General features: G+C 35.2%; 14 protein-coding genes, 1 tRNA gene and 1 pseudogene. 3 read left to right on the top strand and 13 right to left on the bottom strand.

Annotated elements, in window-relative coordinates:
• Positions 1 to 2 precede the first annotated feature (2 nt).
• From ACUSJC_RS04760 to ACUSJC_RS04745, 4 genes are all read right to left on the bottom strand, one after another.
• Positions 3 to 749, bottom strand: coding sequence for a nucleotidyltransferase domain-containing protein (locus ACUSJC_RS04760; RefSeq protein WP_449268411.1), 747 nt, complete (start codon positions 747 to 749; stop codon positions 3 to 5).
• Between the two features lie 72 nt (positions 750 to 821).
• Positions 822 to 2,243 (bottom strand): RtcB family protein, encoded by a 1,422-nt coding sequence (locus ACUSJC_RS04755; protein WP_449268410.1) that lies wholly within the window; start codon positions 2,241 to 2,243, stop codon positions 822 to 824.
• A gap of 151 nt (positions 2,244 to 2,394) precedes the next feature.
• The gene (locus ACUSJC_RS04750; protein ID WP_449268409.1) at positions 2,395 to 4,632 is read right to left on the bottom strand and encodes a hypothetical protein; all 2,238 of its coding nucleotides are present in this window, start codon (positions 4,630 to 4,632) and stop codon (positions 2,395 to 2,397) included.
• A 171-nt stretch (positions 4,633 to 4,803) separates the two neighbouring features.
• Positions 4,804 to 4,925, bottom strand: a tRNA-OTHER gene (locus ACUSJC_RS04745).
• A gap of 185 nt (positions 4,926 to 5,110) precedes the next feature.
• On the opposite strand from ACUSJC_RS04745, the gene ACUSJC_RS04740 reads away from it, so the two are divergent.
• The gene (locus ACUSJC_RS04740; protein WP_449268408.1) at positions 5,111 to 5,722 is read left to right on the top strand and encodes an HD domain-containing protein; all 612 of its coding nucleotides are present in this window, start codon (positions 5,111 to 5,113) and stop codon (positions 5,720 to 5,722) included.
• Between the two features lie 2 nt (positions 5,723 to 5,724).
• Positions 5,725 to 6,750 (top strand): helix-turn-helix transcriptional regulator, encoded by a 1,026-nt coding sequence (locus ACUSJC_RS04735; protein ID WP_449268407.1) that lies wholly within the window; start codon positions 5,725 to 5,727, stop codon positions 6,748 to 6,750.
• Between the two features lie 28 nt (positions 6,751 to 6,778).
• On the opposite strand, the gene ACUSJC_RS04730 is transcribed toward ACUSJC_RS04735, so the two are convergent.
• The 8 genes and pseudogenes from ACUSJC_RS04730 to ACUSJC_RS04695 all read right to left on the bottom strand — a co-directional run bounded on the left by ACUSJC_RS04730 (position 6,779) and on the right by ACUSJC_RS04695 (position 16,562).
• A complete protein-coding gene (locus ACUSJC_RS04730) occupies positions 6,779 to 7,057 on the bottom strand; it encodes a hypothetical protein (RefSeq protein ID WP_449268406.1) in 279 nt (92 codons plus the stop codon).
• A gap of 12 nt (positions 7,058 to 7,069) precedes the next feature.
• A complete protein-coding gene (locus ACUSJC_RS04725; RefSeq protein ID WP_449268405.1) occupies positions 7,070 to 8,419 on the bottom strand; it encodes a S41 family peptidase in 1,350 nt (449 codons plus the stop codon).
• 112 nt (positions 8,420 to 8,531) lie between these two features.
• On the bottom strand, positions 8,532 to 9,311 hold the full coding sequence (locus tag ACUSJC_RS04720) for a hypothetical protein (RefSeq protein ID WP_449268404.1): 780 nt from the start codon (positions 9,309 to 9,311) through the stop codon (positions 8,532 to 8,534).
• Positions 9,312 to 9,559: 248 nt separating this feature from the next.
• The gene (locus tag ACUSJC_RS04715) at positions 9,560 to 10,441 is read right to left on the bottom strand and encodes a T9SS type A sorting domain-containing protein (protein WP_449268403.1); all 882 of its coding nucleotides are present in this window, start codon (positions 10,439 to 10,441) and stop codon (positions 9,560 to 9,562) included.
• Positions 10,442 to 10,506: 65 nt separating this feature from the next.
• The gene (locus tag ACUSJC_RS04710) at positions 10,507 to 11,832 is read right to left on the bottom strand and encodes a hypothetical protein (protein WP_449268402.1); all 1,326 of its coding nucleotides are present in this window, start codon (positions 11,830 to 11,832) and stop codon (positions 10,507 to 10,509) included.
• 198 nt (positions 11,833 to 12,030) lie between these two features.
• Entirely contained in the window at positions 12,031 to 14,616 is a 2,586-nt protein-coding gene (locus tag ACUSJC_RS04705) for a TonB-dependent receptor domain-containing protein (protein ID WP_449268448.1), read from the bottom strand.
• Positions 14,614 to 15,258, bottom strand: a pseudogene (locus tag ACUSJC_RS04700) (carboxypeptidase regulatory-like domain-containing protein); the annotation flags it as partial. The pseudogene ACUSJC_RS04700 and the gene ACUSJC_RS04705, both read right to left, overlap by 3 nt.
• Positions 15,259 to 15,404: 146 nt before the next feature.
• Positions 15,405 to 16,562, bottom strand: a complete 1,158-nt coding sequence (locus ACUSJC_RS04695; RefSeq protein ID WP_449268401.1) for a FecR family protein — start codon at positions 16,560 to 16,562, stop codon at positions 15,405 to 15,407.
• A 254-nt stretch (positions 16,563 to 16,816) separates the two neighbouring features.
• Here ACUSJC_RS04695 and ACUSJC_RS04690 point away from each other — a divergent pair, with 254 nt between their 5' ends.
• Positions 16,817 to 17,437, top strand: coding sequence for an RNA polymerase sigma factor (locus tag ACUSJC_RS04690; protein ID WP_449268400.1), 621 nt, complete (start codon positions 16,817 to 16,819; stop codon positions 17,435 to 17,437).
• Positions 17,438 to 18,029: 592 nt separating this feature from the next.
• Here the strand turns inward: ACUSJC_RS04690 and ACUSJC_RS04685 are convergent.
• On the bottom strand, positions 18,030 to 19,160 hold the full coding sequence (locus ACUSJC_RS04685; RefSeq protein WP_449268399.1) for an acyltransferase family protein: 1,131 nt from the start codon (positions 19,158 to 19,160) through the stop codon (positions 18,030 to 18,032).
• Positions 19,161 to 19,194 lie beyond the last annotated feature (34 nt).

Below are 19,194 nucleotides of genomic sequence, written 5' to 3'. Positions count from 1 at the left end.
TTTTATTGAATAATTCTTCTAAAAACCCCATCCAACTCCACAGCCACCTTCTTCCCACTTCGCAACCCGGCAGCATTCTCTTTATTAAACTGTACCGTTTCCTGTAAAAAAGTCGTGATTAATGCTTCTTTCGGGTGCAAATAGCTTTCGTCTTGGTTAGCTTTTATATTTAGTAACTCTTTTATTTTTTCTTGTATGTTTATTGGAGCAATTGGCAACAATTCCATAAAATCTACCGGCGGAAAGGTGTTGCGTTCTATGATCCATTTTCCGGCTAAAGCAGTACGCAAGGCATAAAAATAGCTTTTCAATTTTACTTCTTCTTGAGCACAAACCTCCATAAAATTCTTAGTCGTACCTAAATAATGGTGCAAACACGCTACAGGCGAAAAACAATCTTTGGCTAGTGTTCGCATTTGGTTCATAAACACTTCATTTTCATAATACACCACAGGCGAATAGATCCATTCCAACAAAGGTGCATTGGATTTCGCTAATAATTTTAGGGTTTTCCGTAAATCCCAACCGCTACCGTCTAAATCGTCTTCGGTCATAAATTCAATGACATCGGTTTGTACCCATAACGACAAATAATAATCCAAATCATGCTTGTAGATAAAACGGATGTCATAATCGCTATCCGGTGAGGCAAATCCCCACGCTCTACTCCCCGATTCTACAGCGTATAGTATTTCAACATTTTTAGCTTTTGCGATCTCTTGTAATTGCTTTAATATGGTTTTTCTCATGATTTTTCATTTCAAATTTAACAAAAAAGTAACCACAAAACCCCGTAGAAATACCTGGTTTTGCGGTTATAATTAATCCTCTCTACTACCGTCATCTGCCATTCGCACCATTTTAGGCGTAAATGTAGCGACTACCTCTACCAAATCTTCTTGGTTTGCCATCACTTGGTTGATGTCTTTATACGCCATAGGCGCTTCGTCTAAACCGGCACCAATTAAAGTTACGCCATGATCTTTTAAAATGGCTTTCATCTCATTTCGGGTAATGTTCTTAACGGCTTGTGTTCTGCTCATTTGTCGCCCCGCGCCATGTGATGCCGAATGTAAGGCTTCGGTTGCTCCTTTTCCACGCACTAAAAATCCCGGAGCGGTCATACTTCCCGGAATAATTCCCATCACACCTTCTGCGGCTGGTGTTGCTCCTTTTCGGTGTACGATCACTTCTTCTCCGTTATGGATCTCTTTCCACGCAAAGTTGTGATGATTCTCTACTTTGGCTAAAACGGTTGCTCCTAACGCTTTGGCTATTTTGTTATGAATCACTTCATGACAAGCCGAGGCATAATCGCCTGCTAAGTTCATAGCCATCCAATATTCCTGACCTAATTCGGTATCCAAACTTAAATACGCTAAGTTTTTTGCCTTTTCCGGAAGTTTACAGTTTGCTTTGGCTAATTTGGTATAATGTCCGGCAATCGTAGCACCAAAACCTCTGGAACCCGAATGTGTCAACAAGGCGACATATTTTCCTTTCGGGATGTTTAAAACGGTATCTTCTTTTTCAAATTCAATGATACCAAACTCTACAAAGTGATTTCCGCCACCGGAAGTTCCCAATTGCGACCACGCTTTGTCTTTTAACTCTTGTATGAATTTGCTGTTCGCAAAGTCTTTACGTTCCAATACCTCATGATCGGCTTTGTATTGTCCGTTGAAACCTTGTCCGGCACCGAATTTAGTATGTGCGACCAATTCCCTTTTGAATTTGGCTTCGTTCTCGAAATAAAAGAACTCCGGAATATCATACACCGACAACGCCATTCTACACCCGATATCCACTCCCACTCCATAAGGAATAACTGCATTTTTAGTGGCTAAAACACCGCCTATCGGCAACCCATACCCTTGATGCGCATCGGGCATTAAAGCTCCGGCAACGGTAACCGGTAATTGCATCGCAACTTCCATTTGTTTTCTAGCACCTTCTTCAATATGATCTTCACCATACATCGCAAAAGATGACGGATTTTCATTTAAGGCAATATAATCTTCCGGTTTTTCATTAGTTTTTTCAATAATGGCTTGTGCTAAAGCTCCAAATAATGCATGATCTAAAAAATCTTCCGGTTGCGCCAGAACCTTTGCATAGTTCTCTAACATTTGTTCTTTGGTAAACCCGGTTCTCTTACGGTTGCATTTTAAAGCGATTCCTATTAAACTTCCTTCTGCATATCCTAATGCTAATAAATCGTTTCCGTTGATTGCTGTGTTCATTTTTATATTTTTTATAAACCCGACCATCTATTATTTTGCCTGTCGGGATAATTAATTTTATTAAACAAAGATTTGTTTTTATGTACGCAATTATTTCGCGTAGTTATAAGGATTTACAAATCTTTTTTTAAATATCAGCTACTGATTCTTTTTAATCTATCAGTAACTGTGTCACTAGGGCAGGATTCATTGCCCATTTCATATCATATACTTCATCAGCATCTTCATTAGGCATTATTTCTAAACCTTGTGCATAAGCTTTGATAGTTAATAGCTGTCCGACGTTTAGTTTTGAATTCAATTTAGAAAGCATAGCTTCAACCCCATTAAAGTCTAATCCTTTCACTATTTGTCCGTTAAAAGTCATTTCCAGCCATACAATTTCTCTACGGTCAACGTTCAGTACTCCAAAAACTAAACCTTTGGTTGTATTTTGTGTTATTCTAACTTGATGTTGCACACAAGAAGGGTCATAAGCTACACCTGTTTTCTCCGAGATTTTCATCGGATATTCACTATCCATCCACCCCACTACCAGATTAGGTGAAATACCTCCATTACTGTAGGCATTACAAGTAAAGGCAACATATTTTGCATTTGCTTTTCTCAATTCATTAAGATTAATATTGATATACTCAGCCGTACCGATTTTATTCGGTATACTTCTAATATCTCCGCTATGTTTGCATCCGGTGGCAACTAAATTACTAAATGAACAAATCTCAGAATGAGAAGCATACGCTATATGACAGCTTAAATCCATATCTAAATGTTGCGCCGGTAAATCTTTCCCCCATTGCATAAACAGGCGTACTTCATCTCCTTCTATAGGAAATTTAGTTCCCATCAAGGCTATCGGTAAATCTTGAACAGTATCACTTCGATCTCCTATAGCAACAGGAAGGTTAAACAATTGCGGATCAATATAGATACTTCTGTTTGTGTTTTCAATAGATGCAAATCGTTTCTTAATGGCGAATATGCATAAATCTTCAATCATCTTTTTCATCTTTTTCAGATGATCTTCATCATATAATTTCAAGATCGGATTAGCAGGAATTCGCTTGTTGACTCCCCCCAATGGTTTTACACTTCGTTTTACATTAGGATCAAAATAATTTTGAGCATACATGTTTAATGTAAAGACTAATCGAGTAGGCACTTTATCGATAATCTCTTTAAAAGCTTTAATGGTATCTTTTTCTCCAAACCAAAGCATATTTGAGAACAATGAACGAGCAAACAATCCTGGTCTCTGCTTTAATAACATAAAGGTATTTTCTGCATCTGATTTCAATCGGTAATAATTTACGCTACCTTGCCAAACTTGGTAATTTTGATTGTAAAATACATCTAACAAAGTGGCCAAGTTTTCAAATCCTTTACGTTTAGCATACTCTGGCAAGCGCAACGCACGAATAAATCGAACCCACATCGCTCTTTTCGGATGCATCATTTCACAAGCTGTTTCAGCTGATAATTCTAAATTGTTTAACCAAGTAGCTACCATTAAGCATTCTTTTCGGGAATACTTGAGCTTTAAATCATTTTTTGTAATTAATTTAGCGTTTGCACTATTCTCAGCGGGGAGAAAAATGTGCTTATTATTATTTTCAATTCGATTGAGAATTGTTTTCGGTTCAATCAATTGTAATAATGTTGTTTTCTTATACCATAAATATCGTAGAATATCGGTTGGTGTAGAAAAAAACACGCTGGCTTTTTCAGCTTTATCTTGTTCAATTAATTCATCAACAACTACCATTAAAGTTTCTTTCATCACAATTGGTACTTGTGGCAAACTAAACTGTTTAATTAAAACTTTTAAACTAGCTATCTGAGTAGCATCTAATGCTGTCTTAGAGGCTAAAAGTGAGGTAAAGAATGCTGTCATTTCTACTTCTGTCCAAACTTCTAATACTTTTAATTTACTTCCTTGTCCTAACTTTTCAATTTTTCCGAATTCAAAAGGTGTTCCGCAAAATGGGCAACCATTATAACGGTCTAGCGGAAAAGTATTCATTGGGATAAGATGACTACATGGCAGTACTGTTCCATTCTTTGATTTAAAGATATTGGCAAATAATGTTATGATATGATCCTTATGGGTCTCATTTGTCGGTATATTCCACCCTTTAACTAATGGAGCCCAGTTTTTATCTGTTCCTAATATGCTTTTTAAAGTCTCAAAAACTTCCATTTTAAAGTTTACCGGACTATTATTCAATAATCTCAGTAAAGGTTCTGAAAATGTAAAACCTAATTTTGACACGTTAGCTATCAATACCATTGTTGTTTCTGAAAGTGTCTTTAATTCATTGTTAACTATTCCTGAAGGAATGTAAACAGCACTTTGGCGTAAACTAATTTTTAATAACTCATTTCTCATCTTTCGTATTTTTTATTAATTATAGATAACGGTGTTTCTGAATTCTATCCTAAAAGAGTTTTGAAGTAAGAAACACTTGACCTGAAAATTACTTTTGATAATCTATAAACTTCAAAGGCGGATTCGAACCGCAAATACCAATTTCTAGTAGTAAGTTTATATTGTCCAAAATGGTGGAGCAGGCGGGATTCGAACCCACGACCCGGACATATTAATTGCACAGAAGTAAGATTTGATTGACCTATCCAAGTAATTTCAAAACTAACCTGCTCTAACCGCTGAGCTACTACCCCATTGATATGTCGGTAATGGTATAAGTATTTTCCTTGGTAATAGTTTTGAAGTAACTTTTACTTGACCGACATTTTTATTTTATATATAAGAACGTTATCTAATTGACATTGCAAATATTTGTATTGTACTACGCAATTATTTTACGCAGTTCTAAAATAATTGTATTTTTGGGAAAAGAATAATTATGAATCTTCAGGAACTATTCGCAGAATTAACTTTAAAAATCGGCTTTACCCAACAAGAAATCAACGCTTTATGGTTAGCTTTAGAGAAAGCGTACACGGGAAAGTCAAGATACTATCATAATTTGACGCATTTGCAGGAAATGATTACAGCTTACCAAGAATACCAATCGTATTTACAACATCCTGACGAAGTGTTGTTTGCTATTTTTTATCATGATTTCATCTATAAAACCACTCGTAAGGACAATGAGTTACAAAGTGCGGAGTATGCCGTTTCTCTATTGCAACCGCAGCATCATATCAACAAAGCATTAGTTTTTGATATGATTGTTGCTACGCAACATCACCAACACCACGAAGAAGAGGATATTAACTGGCTGATTGATTTCGATCTGAAAATACTGTCGAAAAGTTGGGAAGACTATCAAGTATATTGCGGTCAAATTCGAAAAGAATATAAAATATATCCTGATATTTTGTATAAACCCGGTCGCAAAAAAGCTTTGGAGCATTTTCTGGAGCATGAATTCATTTACCAAACGGAAACTTTCCGAAATCGATACGAACAACAAGCGAGAACAAACATTCAAAAAGAAATTAATCTATTGTAAATATGGCTCAAAATAAAAATGCATTGATTCGCTATAAAACCATTGACAAATGTTTGCAGAACCAATACCGCCAATGGACATTGGAGGATTTAATTGAAGCTTGTAATGAGGCTTTATACGAATATGAAGGCAAGCAAAATCCGGTGAGCAAACGCACGGTGCAATTGGACATCCAGATGATGCGCAGTGAAAAACTGGGCTATAATGCTCCTATTGAGGTGTATGATAAAAAGTTTTACCGCTATGCGGATGAAGATTTTTCGATTACGGATATTCCGCTAACGGAAACGGATATTAATGTGCTGACGGAAACCGTTTCGATGTTGAAACAGTTTAAGGATTTTTCGCTTTTTGCAGATGTTTCGGATATTTTGCAACGCTTGGAAGATAAAATCTATGCGGAAAAAACCAATAACCAACCGATTATTCATTTGGATAAAAACGAAAAGCTAAAAGGCTTGCATTTTCTGGACAGCATTTATCAGGCTATCGTTAAAAAAGTCGTTTTGATGATTACGTATAAATCCTTTAAGTCGACCGAAGAAAGTACGTTTCAGTTTTATCCTTTACTGTTGAAAGAATTCAATAACCGTTGGTTCTTAATTGGCAAACGAAATGCTAATCAGCCTATTGTCAATTTAGCATTAGACAGAATAGTGTCGCTCGATTTTGATTTCAATAGAGATTTTATAGCCATAGATTTTGATCCTGAAGCCTATTATAAAAACGTAATCGGCGTAACGGTAAATACGGGCTTGAAACCGAAAGCCATACAGCTTTGGATTGATGCCAAAAATGCTCCTTATGTGATTACGAAACCGTTACACTCAAGTCAAAGATTGTTAAATACCAATGATGATGGCAGTATTGTTATCAATTTATTTTTAATCGAAAACTACGAACTGGAACGTGTTTTATTAGGTTTTGGAGATGGTATTGAAGTACTGAAACCGGAACGGTTGCGGAGGATCATCTCTCAGAAACTGGAAAGTGCTTTGGAACGTTACCGGGAAAATGAGGATCAATAAATTACAAGTATTTATCATGTTGCTTGTCTTACCCTTTATTTTTAAGGGTTTCCATTTTTCTGATTGAGGAATAAAGATTTGTTTTTAATACTTTACGTTTCAGATGATAATGCTTGATACATTTTTCCAGTTCTTCAAATAAAATTAAATAATAATCGTAAAATCCTTCCAGTTCAGCAGTATTTTCTCTTATTGTATTGTCTTTTTCTTCTGAAACGATATTGTTTCCATACCGTTCGTATAGTTGTTTATATCTTTCCGTAAATTTTATGGTACGATTATGTTCGGTTAAACTAATTCCCTTCATTTTTAAAATAGTTTAATTTTGTCTGTAAAATATAACGGGTTCTGCTGTTGGTTGATATTCTATTTTTAGAGGAATGATATTCGGATCAGCACTTCTCCCTCCGTTTCCGGTTTCTATTAAGTCAAGTGCTTTTCTAAATAATGTCTCGTCAGGAGTTCCTAAAGCCATAATTTCAAGATTTTCTAATTCATTCAGTTCATATACGGGTGTGATTCCTGCATGATAGTTTCCCTGATTGTCTGCATTATAAAGTTTGTATATGGAAGGATACAATACCCAACCTTGTACTTCCGGGTCTCTTTCGTCTTCAATGGTAAACCCGGCTACGTCTTTTCCTACTGTTGTTGCTCCGATGGTTATGACTCCCATATAAGGTTTTAGGTTGTTGATAACAATTTCAGAAGCAGATGCTGTATGATTTCCACATAAGACATATACTCTGTTTATTTGAGGGTGTACATTGCGGAGGGCTTCAAAACTAATTTGAGATTCATTCATCCGGAGGGCTTCTTCAAATGTTTGGTCAACAAGACCTCCGTTTTCATTTCCTGCATATTTAATAAACAGATCATCTCGATGAATTCCTGAGGCCAGAATGCTGCACAAGGCTGCTGCCGAAGATACATCTCCGCCTCCGTTATACCTTAGATCCAGTACTATTTCCTCTACCTGTTGATTTTTTAAGTTTCCGAAAACCTGAACAAAGAGCGGAGCCATTCCTGCATCAAAATGAGAGAAATACACATATCCTACTTTTTTATTGTTTTCTTCAACAATGCTATAATCCACCGATTGTCCGAAAGTGAAGCTTTGGTATATTGTAATTTGCTGTGGCGTTGAAAAGCCGTTTGCTACCGTATAAGAGACTATTTCTAATTCAGCTTGGTCGGAATTGATCAAATCGGAATATAGCGTGTTATAGTTGGTCAAACTGAACGATGTTCCGTTTACAGATGTAATAAATACTCCTCTGTGCAACCCTGCATTCTCAGCAGGTGAATCGGCAAGGGTGTATAGTACTATTCCATAAACGTTTCCTTGATATTCTATAAATCCCATATCAAAGCCATAGGTTTTTCTTAAACTTTGCGGAAATGTTTCAGGTAATGAGGGATGGTAGGCATAAGAATAGGGATCATCTGAATAAACTAAGGTATTAAAGTAATCTTTCGGGAACAATGACAGGTTAATGTTATGATCCGGTAAATTATCATTCCAATAATAATATCTTTTCATTTGCTCGTAGATCCATTGATTTATAGATTCGTTAGATCCTTTTTCATACTGCACTACATTTTCATCATCTTTTTGACAAGCTACTCCTAAAAGCAAAAACCATACTATCCAAACCGTTTTTTTCATTGTTATAATTCCTTTTTAATGATGATAATTGTGTTATACTACAGTATATGTAATTTTATTTTATCCGTTATTTACAGATATTTTCTACAGAGTAAAAATGTTGTTTTTGTCTTTAATAATCAAAATAATTGGTTAAGTCAATAGTACCGTTTACCCCGGAAAAATTTCCGTTACTATCGGCTGTTTCTTCTAATACTATTAAACATGACTTATTGTTTTGCATGACCATTTGTACTTCTATTGTTTGTCCGGAAATATAAGATTCTGTAGTACCGTGTTTTACTAACCGCATTTTTATTATTGGTGGCATAGTATAAGGAAATTCAAGAAAAGTACTGAATGTTTCTTTGTCAATGTTTTCTACTATGCCTAGTTGTTGTCCGGTAATTTTACTGATAATTCCATCCAACGGGCCTTCGTATCCGCTGTTGGAATATCGGTTCATATTGGGAAAAATGAAACGGTATCCGGTATAGCCACTCTGGTTCAGAGTTCCGGGCTTAGAAGAAAGTACATCTTCAATCCAGATTCCCGGTTTGTAAAAAAAGGAAAGGGTATCCGCTGAATTTTCTTCTGTAAACTCATATTTTCTCATTATATCCTGAGTTTCATTATTGATTATTTCAATAGTTTCTGATTGGTGATTATAATACACATACTTATAATCTTTAGTAATCCTATTACTAAAGGTTTCTTGGTCATCAATTATCAGGTTATCTCCATTAGCCATAATCCGGATGGAATCGGTTTGTACATATGCGCTGATAAAAACACTTCCCGGTGCTTGCGGCTGATCTTGTGGTATAAGCGTTTCTTCACAGGAAAATAACAACGGGGATAAAAACAACACCATACTTAACTTATAGATGATTGTTTGTAAGCTTCTGTTCATAAGTAATAATCTTTATATTTTCTTTTTCTTTAAGAGCTTTATTCTCTTACTTTTAAAGTAGTAAAGGCTTTTTTGAGAAAAAACATAATAGGTATAAGGATTCCTCAATGGTCTACTACCTAAATTTTTAAAAGACTTCCGGTGTTTAGTTCAACCGGAAGTCGTTATAAAACCATTAAACAATGTATTTTTTTGGTTATACAGGAAGTATTGGGGCTTCTCCGGATTACCATATTCTTATACATTATTTATTCTTTAATAAATTTTAATGTTTGCGTACGCGTTCCGTTTGACACTGTTGCTATATAAATACCGGAAGATAAATGACTAACGTCTATACCGTTATTGTATACTGCTTTTGTTACTAAAGTTCCATATATAGTATATATCTGGAGATAAGTATCGGCTTCCTCTAAATCAGTTGGGAATTGCAATTGTAAGGTCTCCGCCACCGGATTTTGTTTGACATATATGGCTTGGTTTGTTGTTTGGTCTTCAATACTCATTGTAGCGATTTCTACCTCTAAAGCCACTTTTGTTAAGTCTAAATTATAAAACTCATACTCGTTCAACCCTTCTGAATAATACACAATACCGATATAAGTATGTGTTCCTATAATTGCATCTGAAATATTTATACTTTCTTCAACTGCAACAGGAGGATCAATTGCCCATCCTCCGTCTTCTCCGATCGTTACTGTTTGTATAGGAGTAGAACTATACAGATAACTTAAGTTATCATCAGGAATATTCATTGCATAGATCTTTACTGTTATAGGATCTTCAACTGCATTTGCTCCTTTCATATACGTGAATTTTAAGCGAACATTCTGATAATATGATAAGTCTTGTACCGGTAAAACGGCCCAGTCTATTTTGGTTATGTTCCCCGGATTTCCTAAATTAAGATCTTCAACTGTACGAGTTGTTAAAACATTATAGTTTCTACCCTGAGCCTGATGTACTTCCCAATTGTTATTATTAGGATAATTACAAGCCGGATCAAGATAAAATGTCCAGTCTGAAACATCTTCATTTGTACCTGTTTCAAAAACAGGAAGCTCATAACTTTGTGCATTTGTAACCGTTGCTGTAAAAACAGTTAAAATAAGAAGTATTATTTTTTTCATTTTATAAGTTTTTTTTAAAAACCCGGGCATTAAGTGTGCCCGGGAAATTTTAGATCATAAATTCATTAAAAGCCTGAAAATTTAGTCCATCCAGTAGAAGAAGCCCAATCTCCACTAGCGAAAGCACCATTAGTTGCACCACTAAAACTTAAAGAACCACTACCGTTAAAGAATGGTTGTGTCATTCCAAAATCAGCTCCTGAAGCTTCTGTTACTCCTGTAATTGATGAAGGACTTGTAAACGGTGACGTTTTGCAAGCATATACTTCTACATTAGAGAATGATCCGGTAGCAGAGTCTATAAACATTCCCCAAGTATTAGAAGCCGCTCCATAACCTGTTATTATTGAGTTGTTCAAGCTTATGTTACCGTTTCTACGAATATGTGCTCCGTTTTCATACATAGAAGCATACGTACATGGTACACCAATAATAGACATGTTATAAATTTGCGGGTGAGTTTGCGGAGTATTAGAAGAACCTGAAGCGTCATTATCTAATTCAATACCATTAGAATCCGGGTTACCACCACTAGTACTATGAGTACTGTTTTTATCCGCTAATGCTAAAGCATAATCAATTCTACCGGTATATCCCCAGTCAAAATCAAAACCGTCATCATCTTGTGCAAAAGCAATTAAATAACGAGCATTAACCGTTCCGCCAAACCATTCAAAAGAGTCATCTAAGCCATACGTTACCTGAATGTGATGAATTTTGGTACGTGTCGCCGGTAATCCTGCATTACCCACAGCTCCAAATGTAAGTCCGTTAATTTCATTACCGGAGTTAGGTCCGTTTAGGTCTCTACCTGCAAACTCAATACGAACATATTGCATAGAACCTATGTCATGTGAGCTATTAGTTCCGCCAAAATAGAAATCTGATGGATTAGGTTGGTCGTCTAAACCTTCAATAATATTAGTTGTAGAACCTGTATTCACCGGAGCATCTCCTAAAAGAACTATTCCTCCGAAGTCTCCCGGAGACGGAGAAGTACTACTATCGCAATCCAATAAATTGTAGCTTGTAAATATAATTGGGTTTGCAGAAGTACCTACAGCGTTGATTTTACCTGTTTTAGTAATTACCAATACACCGTTAGGATCACCTGCTGTTGCACTGGCTTTGATATACGTACCGGCTTCGATAGTAAGTGTTGCGTTATTTTTAACACGTACTACTCCGCTAATTTCCCATACATGGTCATTATCCCATGTAGTGTTGCTTGTAATGTCTCCGGAAACAGTAGTTACCGGTAAACTGCAAGCCGCTGTGTAATCAGCTGTTGCGGCTTTCATTTCAAAAGCAGAAGCTTCTGTAGCATCAAATTCGTTTTGACAGGAGGCTAATCCTATAGCCACAGTTGCCAGAAGAAAAAAGTTTCTCATGATTTTAATTTTTTTTTCATTAAATTTGCCGCCGTTTATTTATCGCAAGGCTATTGGAGAGGGCGACGTTTCTTTCCTTTGGCCTTTTTTGTTTATTTACCTGCTTTCTTCCGCTTTTACCACAGGGTTTTTATTGGTAAAAGGTTACCGTCGGATCTTTGCGCAAAGTATTTTTTTGAAATTCTTGTCTTTTTGATTTTAAAAATTATAATGGATCGAAAAGCTAAAGGTTCTTCCTATATAGGATTTAAAGAGTTTCCGGTCTATTCCTTCATCGTATTTGTCTGAAGCTCCGGAGGTCAATGTGTATCGTTCTCTGGGGTTATCTCCATATTCATAGCCTTCTCTTTCCGGTCCCGTATAACTATTTACATTGTTATAGGTTTCATATACGGAATCAAATAGGTTACTAACACTCAGTTTTAACTCCATATTCTTTTCCGGTAAAAATTTCCAGCTTATCTGACCGTCAGTAGTGCTATAAGGCATACGGATCTCTTCTGCATAGTAATCAAATCCTACTGTTAAATACTGCTCTCCCGAAGCATTATGTCGCAGACTGAAGCCAAAACGTTCCCCTGTATAATCGAGTCCCAGGTTATAAGAATAAGGCGTTTGTCCGTACATAGGTCTATTGGCCTCATAAGTTCCTCCGCTACCATCCAGATTTACGTAAGAGACTACTTTTGTTTTGTTGAATGTGGCATTACCTGAGATAAAAAAGTTGTCTAGGGCTTTTCCTTCTCCCATAAAAGAAAGATTCTTGCGGATTTCTAGCTCTACACCCCATAATTTAGCACTTACAGAGTTTAATGTGTGGATTCTTCTCGCTCCCTCATTGGTTAATCGTGTTACGGCTTCAATAGGATCTTGTATGTCTTTATAATATATTCCTGCTGAAAGAATTTCACCTCCGTGAGGGAACCATTCCAGTTTAAAATCATAATTTTCTGCTACAGTAGAAATTACTCCGGACCAGTTTGCTAATACCAAGGCAGAACGTATCGGGTCATAATACGGAACCTGTAACCTTTCTGAAAACTGTGGACGGATGACGGATTTATTGTATCCTAAACGGATGTTCGTTTTTTCGGTAGGGCTAATAACCAGTCCTATTGAAGGCAAATATTGCCACTTTTTATCATCTAACTGTTCTGTCGTATAGCTTTCGTCTGATCGCTGCGATTGTAACTGTGTATACACATAGCTTTCCGCACGCAATCCCCATATCAGACGTAGCCAAGAGGTAAATTTGTTATCTAGCATTAAGAAAGGGGCATGTACTTCTACTTTTCCTTCATATTTGTCTCCATAGAAGTTATAGCGATCCCATCCAAATCCGTTCCACGTATAGTAAGAACCGTCTAACAATTCAGAAAAAGGAGTAGAAATATAGATGAATTTACCGGCGGGATCTTCTACTAACCAACGCAAATTGGCTTTTATTTGTTGATTTTCTGCTTTTTTGATTGTACCAAAATAACCGACCTTTAACATATTACGGGTACTTCCCAAATTAAAATCCCATTTTAGATTGGCTCCCCAATTGTAATCAGTCTCCTTATTCCAATAGTAATCGCGATGTATATGAGTTCCACTATTAGAAACTAGATACTGTGTTAATACATCATCTCCTTGCTTTATGCGGAAATTTTCCATAAAAGTGGCATCTTTGGTGTCTTTTGATGTATGAGAACGAGCTGCAAACCAGTCTACTGTTATTTTACCCAAACGATGTTCTCCTCCTATCTTATTTTGTATAAAAGTTTGATAAACCGGATAATCTACCGTTTCGGTAAGAGGTAGTTCTGAACCATTCCTAATTCCGGATTGACTATTACTATAATAATCCCATCCTGTAATTTGCGTTAGTTGATTATCATATATGTGGGTATAGGTATTACGAATACTGAAACGGTGTTTGCCTAACTGAATACCCGCATTGAGCATCCCGGCCAGTGTAGCATTATATGTATAGGAAGCCCCATGATTTTTATAACCGTACTGTTCTAAAGTATAATATTCTCTGTCTTCACTCACCGGATAAAACAATGTATTGGTCATCCATTGTCCTCTTTCTGTATGTTCAATTTCTTGGACACTTTGGGTGTTGCGTAAAGTAACCGCGCCTACGAAACCCCATTTATCCGTTTCGCGTAATTGATAAGCTCTTCCCAAAGCAAACTGATAAGCAGAATTAAGCGGTGCTTTTTCTTTATAGTTTGTAAAATTATCTTGTGTAAATTTTTTAGAATTTTCAATATAAGGACCTGCTTCTGCTTCCGTTATAGGCGGATCCATTGATTCTATATTCGGATAATCCCTTGTTCCGTCATCAAAGCCAAAATAATCATACTTGCCACGTTGCTTGGTGATGTGATCTTTAAAAGTACTACGGCTATTATAAGACGACGACATTGTAAAGGAATTGAAATTCTCTCTTGGAATGTCTTTAGTCTTAATTTCTACATATCCGCCTGCGAAATTAGCATTCATGTCGGGAGTAACTGTTTTACTGACAACGACACTCTCTACCAAAGCCGTAGGTATAATATCAAAAGAAAAGTGTTGTTGGTATGCTTCTGTACTAGGTAAATTGAGACCGTCCATAGCCGCTTGATTCCAGCGTTCTCCCATAGATCGCACTACAACATATTTGTTGTCTACAGTGGTGACACCGGTGATTCTCTTTAAAGTACTCCCTACCTCATTATCGGGAGTTTTAGCGATCTGTTCCGCAGAAATACCGTCTGATAATTGTGCGGCCTTTTTTTGCTGAGCCAACAGTCCTGCAGAAGTGGCTTCCCTGTAAGTTACCGTAGTAGATAGCACTACTTCTTTTAGATCTTCTATATTTTCTTTAAGCACTACATTCAGTTGAGTTGTTGCTCCGGGTTTCACCACTACTTCGGTAATACGTTGCGTTTGAAAAGAAATATAGCTTACTTCTACAGTATAACTTCCTGTGGGTAACACAATTTCATAATTTCCGTCAAAATCACTCATCGTTCCTTTTCCGGTAGCGGTTATCGTTATGGTTGCTCCTGATAATGGATTTCCGTTTTCATCGACTACAGTTCCTCGTATTTTTCCGGGCTGTTGTAGTTTTTTTTGTTGTTTAGAGAGTATTTTAGTAATTACAATAGTATTATTGACAAACTGATAATTAAAAGCCTCTGCTTTTAGGCTTATTTTTAAAAGTTTTTCGACTGAAACGGTTCCTTTTTTTAAGGAAATATTCGGAAAGTTTTTGAATAAATCCTCTCTATAAATAAATGTGTAATCCGTTTGTTGTTTGATGAGGTCAAATACTTCATCTACTGTTATATTTTTATCGGTATCTATGACCACATTTCCCTGCGAAAAAGCCGTGGATGGAGTAAAACTGAACAAGGTTGTGCAAAACAAAAAGATAAATAATCTCATTATGTACAGTAATAAGACTTTTCCAAATGGGAAAAGCAGATTCATAAACTTTATTTTCATAAATTTGAACGAATTATTTAATATTATTAATTAATTTTTCGGGGATAAAGTACTGCTGTGGAAGGTGGAGACTTTGTTCCCTTTTTTTATTTTATAATGATTTTTTTATTTTTTATCTCATAACCGTTAATGGATTTTGTAGTTTGTAAAGTGGTTAATATATCTTCCAGTGATTGATTCTTTTTCAATACTCCATTAAATTTTACTTCTTCTATTTCTGAGTTTTCAAATTGTACTTCTACATCATACCATCTGGATAATACTTTCATAATATTTTTTAAAGATGTTGCCTTAAAGCTGAAGACTCCTTTTTTCCAGGAAACAACATCATGGACGTTGGTTGGCTTAACAATCAGACTATCGTCGTTGAGGTTCAGCACTGATTGTTCGTTAGGCAGCAATATTTTTTGGGTATTTCCGATGTTTACTTCTACTTTACCCTCTATTAGTGTAGTATAAATATCAGTTTCATCTTTATAGGCTTTAATATTGAATTCTGTTCCTAAAACTTCTATATTTTGCTTTGAATTCACAACCTTAAATTTAGCCCCTTTATGTAGCGTACTGGAAGACACATCAAAATAAGCCTCTCCATAAACCAGTTCAACCTGCCGAGTTTCACCATCAACAAAACTGACAGGGTATTTCAATTTAGACTCTGAATTGAGCCATACTTTGGTACCGTCTGTAAGTTGTACAAAGAATTGACCTCCGCGAGGAATGGTCAAATAGTTATACGCCATTTTTGAAATTGTATGCTCTGATGAAGACAATGAAATAGGTTTATAGACAATCTCTGTTCCGTTACTTTGTGCGTTTATATTTTGATAATCAATTCCTTGTTTAAGAAAAACTTCTGATCCATCTTCTAAAGTTAAGATTGCTTTGTCGGTTCCTATCTCTATGCTAGTACCAGTGGAAAATACAGACTTATAGGTATGCATAACCTGATATCCTAAAAAGATAAAAAATATCAAAGAGGCTGCGGCAGCATACTGGTATACAGAAATCCTTTGTTTCTGTTTGCGATGCATTTCTAAATTAAGCTCTCTGGCAATCTTTTTCCAAAGTAATTCCGTTTCATGATCCGGTGACATATATTTAATTTCATTGCTGTATTTTTCTTCAGGATCCCATTTTTCAATGACTCTTTTTTCTTTCTCAGTTGCTTGGTCTTCGTAATATCGATGAAACAGTTCGGTAACCCAAAACAGTTCTGAAAAATTTCTTTTATTCTTTCTCATTTGTTCAATAAAAGCTCTGTTTGATAAGCCCTTCTCTTATATATCGTTTTCATGAGCTATTTTTTTTCCTTTACTTTGGTTAAGAAAACATTATGTTGTTTAAAGTATTGATTTAAAGTATTTTAAATTTGTTTAAAAAGATGTGTTAAGCTTAAATTTGAAAGAAAAATCATATTAGTAACATTTTATTAACTTCTTGATAAGGATTCAGGAAGGTAGTCTGATTAAATTTGTGAAGACCAATTTTAACTATAATGTACTTTTCCGATAAAGACTTATTGACTGCTATTTATGATAAAAAGGATGAAAAAGCTTTCAAAACCTTTTATGATAGGTATGCTAAATTACTTCTTAATTGGACAGCTAAACGAACTGGAAACAGAGATGTTGCAGCTGATATTGTACAGAACTTTTGGGTCATTTTCTGGTCTAAACCTTATGCTATAAGAACTGATGAAAAAGGCGTGGCTCGCAAATATCTGATTCATTATTTTTCATATCGCATGTTTGATTATTTGCGTTCTTCTGCCGCAAAATCAATAGGTGATAGTCTTCTTTTAGAAACGATAAGTCAATCGGAAGGATATTCCCATATCATTGAAGATATTCAGGCTGATGAAATACTTGATTTAATTGAACGTACGCTACAAGATTTTCCTGAAATTACACGGGAGGTATTTAAAAAAATCTGGGAAAACGATCTTTCTGTTAAAGAAATATCCCAACAACTTGGAGTAAGTGAAAAAGTTGTTAGAACACACTATAAAAAAGTTATGGAAGTAATTCAAAATCGCGTGAAAACTTTGGCAGAAAGCGAAACTAAAACTACGGGAACTATGTTAGAAATTATAGTATTGCTTGGGTTATTACAATAAGTTTTTTATTCTTACTTTGAAGTGTTCTCAGATTCACGGCAAAATCAAGATAACTGTATCATTATTCCCCTATTCCTAATCGAAAATTACGAACCGGAACATGTTTTATTAGGTTTTTCGATAATTTGGAAGTGATTAAACGAAAAGGTTCTGTCCTTATTTATTATTCAACCGGTTCATTTGCTCCCCTTAGACTATACTATACTCTATTTACATATTTTCAAGATCTCATTCAGTAAAAATATCTTATGTAACCAATGAATTCTCTAATTCTTCACACAGCCCGTTTAATGTTTCAATAACTTCTAAAACATCCTTCTTATGAAATTTAATATAATTTTGCCGACCACTACAGTTATCTGTAATTAGTAATATTATTCTCTTTTCTTCATTAATAAAGCACTCGATTTGGTTATCTTCGTCGTCACTGAATATTGTCATTTGAATAGCCATTTAATCAATGTTTTTAATTATTAATAAATTAAGATTCCTATTTTTTATCACTATAAAAATCAGAAAATCTCTTGTCATATTTTGACATCTTTAGTTTGACATCAATATCAACTACTTTAGCCTTTCTTATAATTATATTCTATTTTTTTAAGAATTTATTTTTTAGTTTTAATCTTAATGGAATATCATAAATTTTCATTGAAGCATATCCGACTATTGTCGAAATTACCATTGTCAAAACTGAATATGGCCATATTTGTTCCAATGTATAATTATTGTTAGTTACCCAAGCCATATAAATATATACAATCGGGAAATGTGTAATATAAATGGGATATGAAATGTTTCCTAAAAACGTACTTATTTTTAACGCTTTTCCTTTTACTTCACCACTTGCACCGAGCCAAACAATAAAAGGGAAAATAAAAATTAAACATATTGATTCATATAAACCATTTTGCCAATGATTATCATAACCTCCTAGTCGAGGAACGGATAAACACGCAATTAAAATTATTGCCGTATATAAAAATGAATTTTGAATATTTTGAATTTTTACAGTTCTGGCTAATAAAATTCCTGCTAAAAAAGGAAATGTTAATCGAATGAAACCGATTTTCAATTGTGTTGTATCGTCAATAGCCCATCCACCAATTATATCTCCGTGAGTATTAGTTAATGCATAATAGATGGTAACTCCAGCCGACAACACTACCAAAAGACTTAGCATTTTGTTCGAAAGTTTTCTCAATATTAACGCGTAAGATATATTAGCAATTTCTTCAAAAAATAATGTCCAAGACGGACCATTTAATGGAAACATCTCATTCCAACCTCTAATATCTAATGATTTTCCGACTGGTATAAGGAAAAAACCTAAAACCATAACAATGATGACTTTCCATAATGGCGTTTCCGAAATAGTCCCCCATCCTAATAACGCCGAATCTTGAAAGTAAAATAAGGCTGCTCCAAATACTGAACCGAAGACTAACATAGGGAGTAATCTGATAATTCTTCTCTTAAAAAAATGCCCCAGAGTCATAAATTCCCATCGGTCGTCATAGGCATAACTGATTACAAATCCTGATAATATAAAGAAAAAATCAACGGCTAAATACCCGTGATTAATAAGTTGTTTGGTATGGTCTCCTCCTGAGTGAACTTCAAGGACATGAAAAACTACAACCATTAAGGCAGCAATACCTCGCAATCCGTCTAAAATTTCATAATGCGGTTTAGTTTTAAGAAAATCGTTCTTTACATTCATTATTGTTATTTTATAATTTTCAAAATTAATAATG

The organism is Flavobacterium sp. U410 (assembly GCF_053570605.1).
Note: the sequence above shows the minus strand (reverse complement) of the source record. Positions and strands in the feature narration are given on the sequence as shown.

What these genes read in the sequence shown, in the direction of transcription:
- ACUSJC_RS04695 (WP_449268401.1), bottom strand. Translation starts at nt 16,562, where the DNA reads ATGAGAAAGAATAAAAGAAATTTTTCAGAACTGTTTTGGGTTACCGAA.
- ACUSJC_RS04725 (WP_449268405.1), bottom strand. Translation starts at nt 8,419, where the DNA reads ATGAAAAAAACGGTTTGGATAGTATGGTTTTTGCTTTTAGGAGTAGCT.
- ACUSJC_RS04715 (WP_449268403.1), bottom strand. Translation starts at nt 10,441, where the DNA reads ATGAAAAAAATAATACTTCTTATTTTAACTGTTTTTACAGCAACGGTT.
- ACUSJC_RS04710 (WP_449268402.1), bottom strand. Translation starts at nt 11,832, where the DNA reads ATGAGAAACTTTTTTCTTCTGGCAACTGTGGCTATAGGATTAGCCTCC.
- ACUSJC_RS04750 (WP_449268409.1), bottom strand. Translation starts at nt 4,632, where the DNA reads ATGAGAAATGAGTTATTAAAAATTAGTTTACGCCAAAGTGCTGTTTAC.
- ACUSJC_RS04690 (WP_449268400.1), top strand. Translation starts at nt 16,817, where the DNA reads ATGTACTTTTCCGATAAAGACTTATTGACTGCTATTTATGATAAAAAG.
- ACUSJC_RS04755 (WP_449268410.1), bottom strand. Translation starts at nt 2,243, where the DNA reads ATGAACACAGCAATCAACGGAAACGATTTATTAGCATTAGGATATGCA.
- ACUSJC_RS04760 (WP_449268411.1), bottom strand. Translation starts at nt 749, where the DNA reads ATGAGAAAAACCATATTAAAGCAATTACAAGAGATCGCAAAAGCTAAA.
- ACUSJC_RS04730 (WP_449268406.1), bottom strand. Translation starts at nt 7,057, where the DNA reads ATGAAGGGAATTAGTTTAACCGAACATAATCGTACCATAAAATTTACG.
- ACUSJC_RS04740 (WP_449268408.1), top strand. Translation starts at nt 5,111, where the DNA reads ATGAATCTTCAGGAACTATTCGCAGAATTAACTTTAAAAATCGGCTTT.
- ACUSJC_RS04735 (WP_449268407.1), top strand. Translation starts at nt 5,725, where the DNA reads ATGGCTCAAAATAAAAATGCATTGATTCGCTATAAAACCATTGACAAA.
- ACUSJC_RS04685 (WP_449268399.1), bottom strand. Translation starts at nt 19,160, where the DNA reads ATGAATGTAAAGAACGATTTTCTTAAAACTAAACCGCATTATGAAATT.
- ACUSJC_RS04720 (WP_449268404.1), bottom strand. Translation starts at nt 9,311, where the DNA reads ATGAACAGAAGCTTACAAACAATCATCTATAAGTTAAGTATGGTGTTG.